The 13128-nt window shown below is 68.2% G+C and carries 9 protein-coding genes and 2 pseudogenes; 3 read left to right on the forward strand and 8 right to left on the reverse strand.

Annotated features, from left to right (window positions below; all coding sequences use genetic code 11):
* Positions 1 to 23: 23 nt before the first annotated feature.
* Positions 24 to 1166, reverse strand: a complete 1143-nt coding sequence (gene solA / locus ACZ7EG_RS28440; protein WP_471084772.1) for an N-methyl-L-tryptophan oxidase — start codon at positions 1164 to 1166, stop codon at positions 24 to 26.
* A gap of 272 nt (positions 1167 to 1438) precedes the next feature.
* On the opposite strand from solA, the gene ACZ7EG_RS28445 reads away from it, so the two are divergent.
* The 3 genes and pseudogenes from ACZ7EG_RS28445 to ACZ7EG_RS28455 form a co-directional block, all read left to right on the forward strand.
* On the forward strand, positions 1439 to 2182 hold the full coding sequence (locus ACZ7EG_RS28445; protein ID WP_471084962.1) for an IclR family transcriptional regulator: 744 nt from the start codon (positions 1439 to 1441) through the stop codon (positions 2180 to 2182).
* 441 nt (positions 2183 to 2623) lie between these two features.
* Positions 2624 to 2728, forward strand: a pseudogene (locus ACZ7EG_RS28450) (cupin domain-containing protein); the annotation flags it as partial.
* 257 nt (positions 2729 to 2985) lie between these two features.
* Positions 2986 to 3312 (forward strand): annotated as a pseudogene (locus ACZ7EG_RS28455) (transposase); the annotation flags it as partial.
* Between the two features lie 157 nt (positions 3313 to 3469).
* On the opposite strand, the gene ACZ7EG_RS28460 reads toward ACZ7EG_RS28455, so the two are convergent.
* From ACZ7EG_RS28460 to ACZ7EG_RS28490, 7 genes are all read right to left on the reverse strand, one after another.
* Positions 3470 to 4726: an MFS transporter gene (locus ACZ7EG_RS28460; protein WP_471084776.1), complete on the reverse strand. Its 1257-nt coding sequence runs from the start codon at positions 4724 to 4726 to the stop codon at positions 3470 to 3472.
* Positions 4727 to 4778: 52 nt separating this feature from the next.
* Complete coding sequence (locus ACZ7EG_RS28465) at positions 4779 to 5894, reverse strand: ArsR/SmtB family transcription factor (RefSeq protein WP_471084779.1); 1116 nt, start codon at positions 5892 to 5894, stop codon at positions 4779 to 4781.
* Positions 5895 to 6200: 306 nt separating this feature from the next.
* On the reverse strand, positions 6201 to 6563 hold the full coding sequence (locus ACZ7EG_RS28470; protein ID WP_471084782.1) for a CocE/NonD family hydrolase: 363 nt from the start codon (positions 6561 to 6563) through the stop codon (positions 6201 to 6203).
* An 852-nt stretch (positions 6564 to 7415) separates the two neighbouring features.
* On the reverse strand, positions 7416 to 8453 hold the full coding sequence (locus ACZ7EG_RS28475; RefSeq protein ID WP_471084785.1) for a beta-ketoacyl-ACP synthase III: 1038 nt from the start codon (positions 8451 to 8453) through the stop codon (positions 7416 to 7418).
* 179 nt (positions 8454 to 8632) lie between these two features.
* On the reverse strand, positions 8633 to 10198 hold the full coding sequence (locus ACZ7EG_RS28480) for a wax ester/triacylglycerol synthase domain-containing protein (RefSeq protein WP_471084788.1): 1566 nt from the start codon (positions 10196 to 10198) through the stop codon (positions 8633 to 8635).
* Between the two features lie 67 nt (positions 10199 to 10265).
* The gene (locus ACZ7EG_RS28485) at positions 10266 to 11642 is read right to left on the reverse strand and encodes an SDR family NAD(P)-dependent oxidoreductase (protein ID WP_471084791.1); all 1377 of its coding nucleotides are present in this window, start codon (positions 11640 to 11642) and stop codon (positions 10266 to 10268) included.
* The gene (locus ACZ7EG_RS28490) at positions 11639 to 13000 is read right to left on the reverse strand and encodes a prenyltransferase/squalene oxidase repeat-containing protein (protein ID WP_471084794.1); all 1362 of its coding nucleotides are present in this window, start codon (positions 12998 to 13000) and stop codon (positions 11639 to 11641) included. Before ACZ7EG_RS28490 ends, ACZ7EG_RS28485 begins: the two co-directional genes overlap by 4 nt.
* Positions 13001 to 13128: the final 128 nt, after the last annotated feature.

The following is a 13128-nucleotide window of genomic DNA, read 5'->3' on the forward strand; positions in this document are numbered from 1 at the left end:
TACCGGTGGTGGCCGGGTGTGGTTCAGGCCTCGGTGCGCCCGACGGTCGACAGGAAGTCGATGGGCTGGGAGGAGGAGCCCTCCAGCGCCAGGTCAGCGGCGATGTCACCGAAGGCCGGGGAGAGCTTGAAGCCGTGGCCGGAGAAGCCGGCGAGCAGGATCACGTTCTCGTTGCCGGCCCCGGGCAGTGGACCGACCAGCGGGCGGGTGCTGTCCGTGTAGCCCTCCATGAAGACGGACACGCGGGTCGGGTCCGGGTGCAGGTCCGGTATGTGGCGGCGGATCAGCTCGGCGTAGATCTCCAGCTCCTCCGGCTGGACGGTGCGGTCCAGGGCGTTGGGATCGTCGGCCGGGCGGTGCAGGTCCTTGCTGAGCCCGAGCTTGACGGAGATGCCGTCCGGGGAGGGCAGGCCGTAGCAGTGGGTGGGGGTGGTGCGGATGAAAGCGGGACGCTCCTCGCCGAACCAGGCGTCGGTGGTGGGGACGAACCAGGCGCTGATCAAGCGGCGGATCTGCACGTCCCACGGCAGGCCGGGGAGCAGGTCGTTGACCCACGGGCCGACGGTGACGACGACCGCGTCGAAGTGCTCGCTTCCGGAGTCGGTGTGTATCTCCACCCCGCCGTTCACCGGCGTGATCTCCCGCACCGTCGTGTAGCGGTGGATCGTGGCACCCAGCTCCTCCGCGCGGCGGGCGGCGGTCTGCACGGTCAGCTCGGGACGGATGACACCGGCCCGGCGGTCGAGCACGACGGCATCACCGTCTTCGACCCGGTATTGGGGGAAACGTTTGGCCATGGCCTCGGCATCGAGCACCTCGTGGTCGAGGCCATGCTCGGCGATGGACTCGAGGACGGTGGCCATCTGCTGCTCCTCGGTGGACCCCATGAGAAGGCATCCGGTGAGGGTGCGCAGTTCGCGGCCGGTTTCCTGCTGGAGCTGCTCCCAGAGGACGTCGGCGTGCCGGAGCAGCGGAACCCACCGGGAGTCCTCGAAGTGAGCGCTGCGGAAGATACGGGACTCGCCGCCTGCGGCGCTGCGGTCGTGGCCAGGGGCGAAGCGGTCGTAGCCGACGACCTCGGCGCCCCGGGACGCGAGCCGCCAGGCGGCCTGGCTGCCCACTGTTCCGACTCCGACGACGGCGACGCGCTTCCTGGCTGCTGACACAGGGCTTTCCTTTCGTACCGCCGGGCCCGATGCTGGGCCCCAAGCGTGAAGATGGTCGATTTGCAGCGGCTTGCAGGGGTCGGGCCCTGGAGGCCCTGATCGCTTGTATCCGTCCGGGTTCGGGGATCCCCTCAACCCTCGGAATTTAAGCCGTGCCACATTGTGGAATGCTGTGCTATGATCTGGCACAGAGAATGACAGGCGGCTCCGAGGGGAGTCAAGAGGGTGTCCAACGCAATTTCAGAGGATCAACAGGGGGAAAACGGATGGAGATGAAGAGCGTCACCAGGTCGCTGCGCATCCTGGAGGCGGTCGCCCAGCATCAGCCGGTCACCGTCGGGGAGCTGACGAAGCTCTTCGGCCTTCCGAAGTCGACGGTGCAGCGCACCCTGGTCACCCTGGCCGAGGCCGGCTGGCTGCGGGCCAACCGCAGAGACACGACCCGATGGGAGATCGGCGCCCGCGTTCTCGCCGTGCGGCCCGCCGCGCTGCAGGGTTCCAGCCTGCTCACCGCCGCCCATGAGCCGATGGTCCGCCTGCGCGACGCCCTGAACGAGACGATCCACCTGTCGGTGCCGGACGCCCTTCACTGCATGGTCGTGGTGGACCGCGTCGACTGCGACCATCCCGTACGCACGTTCCACACCATCGGCGACACCTCACCCCTGCACGCCACCGCGGTCGGGCGGGCGGTTCTCGCCCATCTGCCGAAACAGGACGTCGAGGAGCTCATCGCGCAGGGGCTCGACCGCTTCACGGACACCACGCCCGCCGATCCCGACGAACTGCGCGCCGAACTGGACCGGATCCGCACCGACGGTTACGCGGTCAACCGCAACCAGCACCGGCCCGGTGTCTGTGCCATCGCCGCACCCGTTCTGGACGAGGACGGCGCCCCGCTCGCCTCCGTCGCCGTCTCCCTGCCGGATTCCCGCTTCGACGCCGAACGACTGCCCGAGTGGAGCCGCATGGTCGCCGAGACGGCTGCGGAGATCACGGGCCGCCGACGCGACTGAACGCCAGACGGAAGCACTCAAGAGCCGCACGACGAAATCGGCCCCTCACGCACCAGCTGGGGGGCCGACTCGTGTGTATACCCGGCCGTCACCGCTCTGTGCCCGACCGGGAGGTGGGCCGGGCACAGAGCGGCTGTATCGCGCGGCTCGGTAGGCGAGTCAGGTACTACCGCTGTCCATCGCCGCGCGGACGGGGGATGTCGCACCTCCACGGCGTCGGCCCGATGTCCGGTCCGATCATCCGTGCCGTATTGTGGAATGTTGCGCCAATTTCCAGCACAGCACGCTTGATTGAGGCTCCGGAGGGAGTCAAGAGGGGGACCGAGCCGTTCACTCATATGCGAGGCCCCGGATGGAGGTGAAGAGCGTCACCAGGTCACTGCGCATCCTGGATGGCGGTCGCCCAGCATCAGCCGGTCACCGTCGGGGAGCCGACGAAGCTCGTCCGGCGCCGCCATCCTCATGTTCGAGCCCACCGGGACACCGGCCGTAGGCGATCGCCACGAGATCCCAGAGCGCCTCGACTCAAAAACCGGACACGCCCTCAGAGGTCGTTTTCATCCGCTGAGTGTGTTTCATCCCAACAAGTCCCTGCGACGGAGCGGCCTTTGGGAGGATTTATGGGCTGGCGCGATTGGCGGGGTCCATGGGAAGTCCATATTGACCGTCTCATCCCATGAAACCTGTCTCGCTCTAAGAAGCGTTGATAGCAGCCGGCCTGCGCAGAAACCCGACACGTGCTAGGCGCGAGTACTCATCTATGGCGCATGAAGCGACGCAAAATAGCTGGAAACGACCTCTTACTGACCGGCCGCCCGCCGGGCACGGTCGTCGCCGACCGCGGCTTCGGCACCGCGGCCAACGATCTCGCCCTGGCCGAACTCGGCGTCCAGCGAATCGGCCTGCAACGCGCAGGGAAACCTGGAAAGGCACGGCGCGAGTACGAGCAGAGCCGCCGATTCCGGCGGATGCGCAACTGGAGGGTCGGCGTCGAGGCCCGAATCAATCACCTCAAGCGCAGCTTCGGTTTCCGTCGAACACGCCTGCGTCGCCCGGCCGGCGCCCAGACCTGGGCCGGACTGGGGATCTTCGCCTACAACCTCCAGCGAATGACCGTCCTCAGCCGGTGAGGCACGTGCCGCCGACAGGCCAGCGGCGCAGAGCCTTCCCGCAGCACCGGTCTCCTCACCAGCCCAAACCCTTTTTCAGGGCCAAGTAGCTAGCGCCGTGGACAGTGCCTCGCGCCACTGGCGGCCGGTCCTCAGCGTCCTGAGCTGATCCGCGCAGTCACTCCGGCTTGGCCGTGCTCACCGCTGTCTCTTCCGGCCCCGCAACGCTTGCCGTGACGAGGGGCTCCTGACCGGGCTGCCGTGCGCCGGCGCATGCGAGGGTGAGCGCGGCGGTCACGGCCAGGACGACAACGGCGGCTCCCGAGAGCAGGAAGGCGTTCGCGGCTCCGGCGAGGGTGATGGTGGTCGAGGCGACAAAGGGGGAGATCGCCAGGGCTCCTGCCACCCCTGCCTCCCACAGGCCGAGCGCCTTCGCCAGATGGTGGCTGGGTATGCGCTGCTGCACCAGTGCGATCAGGGGGATGTCCGTGAGGGCTGAGGCCAGCCCCGTGGCGGTGAGCAGAACCGCCGCCACTGCATGGGAGGTGACCGTTCCCAGCGGGGCCCGGAAGATCCCGAGCAGGGCCCACGCCAGGACCGCGGCCAGTGCGAGTCTGCGGATGCGCAGGCCGGCCAGGAGCAGGGCGCCCACCACTTCGGCGACCCCGGCGACCCCGAGCAGCAGGCCGTACTGGCCGCCCTGTCCCACGACGGCGACCAGCCCGACGGTCAGGAATCCGTTGGTCAGGGCGAGGGCGAGCACGAAGGTCACGATGGCCACGAGGACGTCGGGGGCGGCCCGCACCGCCCTGAGCCCGGCTCCGAGATCGGACCACAGTCCCGTCTGTGCGCTGCTGGGGGCGGGGCGGGTCACACGGATGGCGGCCACGGCGGCCGCCGAGCCCAGGAAGGTCAGTCCGTTGACCACCAGCGCCGACTGCAGCGAGCCGAAGGCCAGCAGCGGCGCGAGCATGAGCGGTCCGACGAAGAAGGCGGCCCGGAAGGCGACTTGCAGCAGCCCGTTGGCCTGCTGGAGGCGGTCGTCCGGCACGATCTGGGGAACGATGGCGTTGCGGGCCGGGGCGAACGGGGCGCCGATCAGCGCCAGCAACGCCGTGGTCGCCACGAGCAGGGGCAGGTTCAGCAGGTCGAGGGAGAGCAGGACCGAAGCCACGGCCACCACGGCGAGCCGGGCCAGGTCGGTGGCGATCATCAGCTTCCGGCGGTCGCAGCGGTCGGCGTACGAGGCAGCGACGAAGGTGGCCACGAACGCGGGCGCGAACGCAGAGACGCTCACCACGGCGACGGCGGTGGGGTCCTTCGTCAGAGACCACGCCAGCCACGCGGTCGCGGCGGTGTACAGGCCGTCGCCGAAGCGTGAGATGCCCTGGCCGGCGAAGAGAAGCAGGAAGTTGCGGTCCTTCAGCAGTGACATGCGGCCACTGTCGGATCCCGTCGGAGGTCTGATCCACTTATTAGGCAGATGGCTAATCAGTCGCCTCGCCGTCGCCGTGCAGGAAGCTTTCCAGGCTGGGGGTCAGGCCCGCCACTTGTCCGGGCGCGAGCCGGTACAGGACGTAGTAGCCCTCGCGGCGGCGCTCCAGCAGGCCCGTGTCCGCCAGCACCCGCAGGTGCTTGGACAGGGCGGCCTCGCTGACGCCGACGAGCGGGGCCAACTCCTGGGTGCTGCGCGGGCGTTCGGCCAGCAGTCGCAGGGCGCGCAGCCGGGTGTCGTCGGCGAGCGCCCGCAACGTGCCGACGAGCTGGGTGGGAGGAATTCTCGGGCGGGCTTCCCGGACGATCGAGGAGAGGGGGAAGACGAGCCCGAGGGGCCACGGGCCGTCGCAGTTGACGCGTACGTGCGGCCACACGTAGGCGCTGGGGGCGAGGACGAGGGTGTTGTCCGGGCTGATGGTGACCTCGTGGTCGTGCGGTCGCTCCAGCCAGAAGCGTTCGGCGCGCGGATCGCTGCGCACTTCGGGCCACAGCCCGCGCAGCATCCCGTAGAGGCCGCGTTCCTCGATCTGGCGTCCGGCCTCACTGACGCCGGCGGCGAGTTCGGGTTCCAGCCGTGCCCATTCTTCCTCGAAGGCCTCCCGCCAGTAGCGCTCCAGCATGCTCAGGAACCGTTCGAGCAGCGCGCGGGGGTCGTCGAGGAGCATCGTGGCCATGGCTTCGTCGCTTTCCCGTGCGAGGCGCTCGCGCAGCAGGCGGCGTACTTCCGGTTCGTGCAGCACCTGCAGATCTCTGCCCCTGCCGCCGCCCGGCCAGGGCGTGAGCAGGGGGACGGCGAACTCCAGGCGGACCAGTTCCGGATCCGCCCCGCGCAGGCCGGCCAGTTCGTCTTCGAAGTCCGCCAGTCGGCCGGTCGGCTGCGGAAAGAGGAACTCGGGGAAGTACGAGCGCACCGCGTATGAGAACGCCTCGATCTCCCGCTTCAGCGCCGGGGACAGCTTGCGCATCGCACGCACCCAGCCGTGCTGGACGGGGTGGTGCTTGGGCTCCACCAGCACATGGAGACTCAGTACGGCTTCCATCGTCGGCGAGTAGGCGAACCCCACCCGCTCCGCACCGCCGGCAGGGACCCGGAACACGATCGTCATAGCCCGTCATCCTTGCCGCACCGCGTCCACAACGGGAGACACGCGCCGGGGCGGCTTCTGCACAGCTTACCTGCGCGCGGCGGGCGGCCCTGCGGCAAGCGGGAATCGCCGCAGGGCCGTCCGGCAGCTCGAGTACTTCCGTATCCGGTCGATCACCAGTCGGTGATCACGCGACCGCCCGCACGGACCGTAGAACGAGCCAGCCCGGCCGATCATGTGACTGTCGCCTGATCTGCTCGTTCTCCGAGTATTCGGCGGCCAGAACGCGGTGATCTGTGCATCCCCCCTTCCTTCACGGGGAGAGCGTCAAGGCCGGACGACGGGGAGAACGATGCGTGAGGGCCGTGCCGCGTCGTGCGCGATCTCCTGGCGTGCCGGGTGGAAGTCCGTTCCGCTGTCAGGGGACGCGCCGGTGCTGAGGTTGCGGTCCCAGCGTGGGAAGTTGCTGGAGGTGACGTGGACGCGCAGACGGTGACCGGCACGGAAGACATAGCTGGTCGACCACAGGTCGACGACGTGTTCGGCGAATTCACCGGGTGTGGTCTTCACCCGTGCGATTCCGTCGACGACGTTGAGGGACACGCCCTGGGAGTCGACGTCGCAGAGCCGGACCACCCAGTCCGTTGAAGGGGCATCGGTCGCGGCGTGGACGTAGGCGCGGACCACCATGAGGGCGTCGCCGGAGCCTCTACGAGAGCCCCGATCGAGCCCGCGAGAGCGCTGTCCGAGTTGCGCTGTTCGGGCATGTTTGGGAGGTGGGGTGCTGACTCCCGTGCTGGTTTGGTGCTGACTGAAAGCCCATGTCATCACCCGTTCTCACCTCTCCCGTGCTGACTTGGTGCTGACTACGCTGCGTCAAAATCCGGCGTGTGGGCCATATCGGGCGAGCCTCGGTAGGTGGCTGGCACCGCTGTGGCGACAGGTATCGCCGAACTGGGGCGCCTCATCGGTGAGGGCGCATACCTGCCTGTGTGTCCTCCTGCGGGTAGCGGCACATGGCGAGGTCCCGTCCCTCGGTCCCTCCCAGCAGGTTCTTCGTCTGCTGGTGGTACGGACTCAACACCTCGTTGAACAGCGGAAACGGCAGATGTTGAGGCCCGAGAGGCGGTGTTGGCCCGCGAATGGTCCGGATCTTGAGTGTCACCGCCAGTCAAGTGCGCGGAAGACGGGGTCAACGAACCGGGATCATCTCCGCATGGCCAAGGAGCGCTGGCCATCGAGGTCGGTCAGCTGGGCCCGGGACCATCCCCGCGCGGGACGCTGACAGTGCGTACCGCGAGGGCTGGATGAATACGACCACGCGCCTGCGATGGAGCCGCGGCCAGACAGGCCGCGGACGAGAACAAGCTTATCGACGATCGGACCCGCCTACCGCAAGGTCGGCGTCCACGAGGACATGCTCGTCCCCCTCGCCGAACATCACGACGGTCCGCACAGCTTCTGCGGACAGTTTGCAGGTGTTGCCGCCTGGCTGACGACGCTAGCAGAGCGAGGACGCCTGCACCCATGATCAGTAGGCGCTCAGGCGAGAGGTTGGAGGTCGGTGGGCCACAGCAGAGTTGTAGCCGCCCAGGTGAAGCCTGCGCCGAAAGAGGTCACGACGACTCGTTGCCTGGCTTTGAGCTGCCCGTTGATGGCTGAGTGGCTCAGCAGCAGGGGGATGGATGCTGCGGAGGTGTTGCCGACGTGGGTGATGTTGGACGGTACGCGCTCTGTCGGGATGCTCAGGGTGTTGGCCACGGCTGCGCTGATGCGTGCGTTCGCTTGGTGGACGATCAGTCTGTCGATGTCCTGGATGGCCCATCCTGCTGCGGCGGCCGACTCTTGAGTCACCTGAGTGATGCGGCGCACCGCGTGACGGAATACCTCGTTTCCTTTCATACGCACGTACGGCCTTTTCATGTCGTCGCTTGGGTGTGAGGGGTGGCGGGAGCCCCCGTCGGGGATGCAGATGGCGTCTGCGTGCTCGCCGTCGCTGCCCCATGCGGCTGCTTTGAGGGTTCCTGGTTCGTGGGCGTGTCCGGCTGTGAGCACGATTGCTCCCGCTCCGTCTCCGAAGATCGGCGCGGTGGATCGGTCGGCTGGGTCGATGACGGCCGACATCTTCTCCGCTCCGATGACCAGCACGGTGCCGGCAGTTCGGGCTTGGATGAGTCCCGCCGCAACGGTCATTGCGTAGACGAACCCCGAACAGCCGGCGCCGAGATCGAAGGCGGGGACTTGGCGCAGGCCGAGTTGGTGGGCTACCAGGGGCGCGGTGCCGGGCACATGATGGTCTGGAGTGGCGGTGGCCAGGATGACGGCGTCGACGTGTTCGGTCTTCGCCGATTTCATCGCCCGGAGACCTGCTTCTACCGCCAGGTCACTGGTGGCCGTCGCCGGATCGGTGATGCGTCGCTCGGCAATACCGATGCGGGTGCGGATCCATTCGTCTGTCGTGTCCAGGCGGGATACGAGGTCGGCGTTGCTTACCTTCTGCGGGGGCAGGTAGGACCCCAGGCCGATCAATCGCGCGGCAGGCGTCGGCAACGGTGTCGCGGCTTTTCGTGCAAAGATCAACGGTTCTTCTTCCCTGTGCTGGCGTCACCGTCGGCAGAGGTATGCCGTCGGGATTCCCACCGGCCGGGGCGCTCGTCGTATCGCGTTGCCGCCGGGTGGGCCGGCGCTGGTGCCGGCCGGGGGACCGGAGCTTGCGGCGAGGGGCTGGAGTGCGACTGCGTCCTTGGTACGGCCTTCGGTCAGTCTGTCTGCGGGCAGAGGCCTGGCTCTTCCGGGTTCTTGCGGCGGGAGGCCGATGCTGCCCGTTGAGCCACCAGGTCGACCAGGTGTGCGACGGTGGGCGCCTTCACCAGTTCGTGTTCGGTGATCACGATGCCCAAGCGTTCTTCGAGATTCATGGACAGCAGGGCAACGGCGAGGGAGTCGATGCCCGCCTGTGCCTGCGTGGCCGCAGGAGTGATCGGCGCGGCTGGCAGATCTCCCCTTTGGACCAGGATGTTTTTGATGAGCGCGAAATCGATGACAGGGGCAGTACCTCGGTCAGTGGCGGGCGTTGGAAGCGTTGCGCCGGTGTGGGGTGGCTGACCCGGCACCTGTGGCTTGCTGTGGAATTGGGGCAGTGCGTTTACCTCGTCGTGGAACAGCCTGGGCAGCCGATTCAGCCCGGGAAGAGCGGCATCGGTGACGAAGCAGACGCTGGTGATTCCGTTGTAGCTGCAGGCCACGATCGATGCTGGCTGGTGCCGCGGGAGCCAGTTGAAGGGCTGGAGGCGGATGACTGGGTCTTGCTTGTAGCGCAGTGGCCGGTGGATGGCGAGGTAGGACGTGGTGATGGTGGCCCGATCGGGCGTGGTCAGCCGGGTCGCCAGAACCTGGAAGGCGCGTGCGGGGACGAGGTCCATCACAGAGCGCATGGCTTTGTGACGGCTCGGGGCCTTGGCCGCGCGGGTGGAGGTGATGACCTGGTCGAGGCGGCCTTCAACCGTCGGCTCGTGACAGGGAAGGGGCACGGGTGCGAAGGTGCAGTAGTTCCCCGGCAGGTCGTGCTCCTCGCCCCGGCGCAGGTTGACCATGGTGATAGCCGGCAGGGACTTGTCGGCGCCGCGGGGCCAGGATTGTGATGTCCAGGTGCGCAGGGCTCCGCTGAGGGTGGTCAGGAAGGCGTCGTTCGTGTCGCCGCCGCGGGCGGTGGCGGCCTGCCGCAGTCGCTGCGTGGGGACATGCGCCCAGCTGATGTCACGGTGGCCGGTAAGGGGCAGTGCCGTGTCGTTCCAGACGTTGTTGGTGGCGCTTGCGGCAAGCATGCTGCGCACGGTGCCCAGGTAGGCTCCGGCTCCTGCCCGGGGCGCGGGCTGCACGGTGGGCGCGGGCGCGGTGCCGAACAGAGCGGTCACGGTACCGATCAGGCCCATGCCGTCCTGGGTGCTGTGGTGTGCGCGCAGGCAGATGGCATAACGCCCCGGGGCGTATCCGGTCAGCAGCCAGATGTCCCACAGGGGGCCCGTGTCGGGCAAGGGGTGCGCGACGAGGCCGGCCAGAGCCGTCTCGAGGTGCTGGTCGCCTGAGGGGATGCGCTGTTCGTGAACGCGGTGCTGCAGGTCGGGGGCTGGGTCGTGGTGCCAGCGGGCTTTGAGTCCGGGGCCGCGGAGGAAGTGCGTCAGGCGCGGTTCGGATTTCAGGTGGCAGCCGACGTGAGCGCGGAGTTCTCTGAGGGCGGGAGCGGTTCCTTCCAGGTGGAGGATCACTCCGATGGTCTGGGAGACCGAGGGGTGGGCCTGGGCCATGTCGTGCATGGTCAGGTCCATGGGGGTGGGACGAAGGGGGACGGTCACGGTGTTCTCCGCTGTGGTGGGCTCGGTGGGGAGGCAGGGCTCAGGCCGGCGTGAGCCGGAAGATCCGCAAGCGGCGCCCGGAGCGGTGAGCGAAGGAGACGTAGGCCGGCCAGACTTCGACGAGGTGGTCCCAGGCGGCGGCCCGCTCGTCGCCCTCCAGGAGGGCGGCGGTCACCGGCAGCGTGCGTCCGCGGCGGATCACGCTTGCGCTGGGTGTGGCGATCAGGTTGTGGGACCAGGCGGGGCTCGGGGGGCGGCCGAAGTTGGTGTCGACGACGAGAAAGCTTCCGTCTGCTTCGGGGTGGCACAGCAGAGGTGTCTGGCGGGGCAGGCCGCTGCGGCGGCCGATGGTGGTGAGCATCAGTGAGGGCAGCGTGGCGGGCATGAGCAGCATTCGGCCCCCGCTGAGACGATGAGCTGCCCGGTCGACGCCTGGCGCGATGTGGGACATGATGCGCACGAAGCGAGCGTTTCCTCCCGCTTTCTTCAAGGCTCGGGCGATGAGCCCGTCCTGATGTGTGCGGCTGGTTTGAAAGGGCTCGATCTTCGCCGGTGTGGCGGCTGCAGGGCGCCCGGCGGCATAGTCGCGCCGGGCGCTGCCTCCGGTTGCGGCGGCCTTGCGGGTGAGCTCGGGAGCCATGGCGTAGGCACGGTAGAACGAGGGCAGATAGCCGGGAATGTCAACGGTTTGCCGACGGCTGCTGATGGCCTGAACGGTCGCAGCTGCGACCTTCTCCGGTGTGGTGGGCGGCAGGAAGTCGGCGACCCTCGGCATGCGGGCCGAGCGGACGTGGACCTTGAAGAAGTCGGTGCCTACGACGGTGGCCGGGCGTACCAGAGTCACGCCGATACCGGAGCCGGCCAGTTCGATGCGCAGCATCTCGGTGTACGCCTCGACAGCGGCCTTCGCCGCGGCGTAGGCCGCCGAGGGCCCTTTGACGAAGATCCGCCCTGCGGCCGAGCCCATCGCCACGATCTGTCCACCGCCGCCCGCCCGCATCAGCGGCAGCACCGCTGCGACGGAGCAGACCAGGGCATCGTAGGAGGTGCGCATGGACAACTGGGCCTGCTCGACAGCCATCTCTTCAACGTCCGACCAGCGGATGTAGGCGGCGTTGTGCACCAGGACGTCGACGCGTCCGCGCTCGGCATGAACCTTGGCGATCCACTCCTCCAGGGCGGGACGATCGGTCACGTCGACATGCGCGAACTGGACGGATGGCGCCCCAGGCAGCTGGATGACGTCGGCAGCAGCTCGCTCGAGGCTCGCCTGGGAGTTGTCGCACACGTGCACATGGGCCCCGACCGCGGCCAAGGCACAGGTCAGGGCCCAGCCGATGCCCGCTGCACCTCCCGTGATCAGGCATACGCGCCCAGTCAGGGAAGCGGGAGCCGGCTTGGAGCGGAAGGGGTTCATGGGGTGGTCCTTTCGGCGCTTTGCGCACTGCTGTGCCGACGGGCCGGCAAGACGACGCGTGATGGCCGGATGCGGTGGGTGAGGTGACCCAGGGCGAGCAGAGCGAACGCGTCGGTCAACACCGGAACGTGATACGGGAAGGGGCGCGGGCCGAGCATGTCGGGAACGGAGTGGATGCTGCCGTCGGAACGCTGCTGAGCGAGCAGGTAGCCAGCGGCGCGCGCAGCGGGAGCAGGGTCGAGCTGCCCGGCCAGAACGATCAGGGCGTAGGCGGTGCTGATGGCATCGCTCGGAGACCGGTTCTGCTGTCCGAAGCCGCCGTCCGCGTTCTGTGTGGTGCGCAGCAGCTCGGTGATCCGACCGCTCATCGGGTGGTGGGGGCCAGCGGCGAGGTACGCCCTGAAGAGGGTGTGCAGGCGACTGCTGCTCCAGCCGGGGGGAAAGGAGCCGTCAGGCATCTGGCTGTCGGCGAGGAAACGCAGAGCAGGCTGGATGAGGTGATGGTGGCGCCCTTGGACATGGAGCGCGTTGATCGCGGCGGCCGTCATGCAGGCTTCGGAGGGCGTGCCTGATCCATAGGTAGGGAATCCGCCGTCGGTGCCGCGAACCGCGATCAGGGCTTCCAGCCCGCGTTGAATCGGATCGCGGTAGGTGATCGCGTCCAGCTGGTGCAGGAATTCGATCGCGACGGTGGTGCAGTCCGTGTCGGAGAGCTCGGCCTGGTCGGTGTAGGACCAGCCGCCGCTCGCGTGCTGAACGTGCGCGAGGTGCCGGGCGATGCGGTGCAACGCCTTCTGCGGTGCGCCGACGGTGCTCAGAGCGAGGCCAGAGACGACGGTGCTCCACGTGTCGGTGTCCGTTACGAAAGGCAGACCACCGTCCCCCCTCTGGTGCATGAGAGCGGTGCGCAGGCCGGTCTCTACCAGGCTCTCCATGCCGGGGACGTCCGCCAAGGCGTGCAGGACTGACAGGTGAATGAAGAGGTTTCCCTCCCACACCGTTCCGGGGCGCTGGGTGGAAACCAGCACAGTGACGTCGTCCCGGCCCGCCGGGCCTCTGCCCGCCGCCCGTCCCAGGATGGCCTTCACGGCAACGGCTTGCACCGCAGCCCAAGGATGCAGCGTGCTCGCATCGATGGCACGGGCGTCAGCGTCGTCATGGACGGCACCCGCGCCCAGCATGGTGAAGATGGCGTGGGCCAGAGCACGTTTGCGAGGTCCGGTGAATTCCGGTACCCGGCGGACGATGTCCTCCGAGGCCTGGCGACACGCCGGCTGCCCGGCACCTCGGCCCAGGGCAGCGGCGGCTACGGTCGCGTCCATGAGGTCGCTGTTCCGATGGTGCTCCAGGTAGCGCACGATGCGAGTACGCGCCTCGCGGTGGCCAGATGCACACCGTTCCACCAGTGCCAGGGCGAGCGCGGATTCAAGGACCCGGCTTCGGCAGGAGTCGCGCACGGCACCATTGGCTCCCACCCGGTTCAACA

The organism is Streptomyces sp. NPDC037100 (genome assembly GCF_055606225.1).

Excerpts from the sequence above, each read along its gene's own strand:
- ACZ7EG_RS28485 (WP_471084791.1), bottom strand. The coding sequence starts at position 11,642 with ATGAACCCCTTCCGCTCCAAGCCGGCTCCCGCTTCCCTGACTGGGCGC.
- ACZ7EG_RS28480 (WP_471084788.1), bottom strand. The coding sequence starts at position 10,198 with ATGGACCTGACCATGCACGACATGGCCCAGGCCCACCCCTCGGTCTCC.
- ACZ7EG_RS28445 (WP_471084962.1), top strand. The coding sequence starts at position 1,439 with ATGAAGAGCGTCACCAGGTCGCTGCGCATCCTGGAGGCGGTCGCCCAG.
- ACZ7EG_RS28470 (WP_471084782.1), bottom strand. The coding sequence starts at position 6,563 with ATGGTGGTCCGCGCCTACGTCCACGCCGCGACCGATGCCCCTTCAACG.
- ACZ7EG_RS28460 (WP_471084776.1), bottom strand. The coding sequence starts at position 4,726 with ATGTCACTGCTGAAGGACCGCAACTTCCTGCTTCTCTTCGCCGGCCAG.
- ACZ7EG_RS28465 (WP_471084779.1), bottom strand. The coding sequence starts at position 5,894 with ATGACGATCGTGTTCCGGGTCCCTGCCGGCGGTGCGGAGCGGGTGGGG.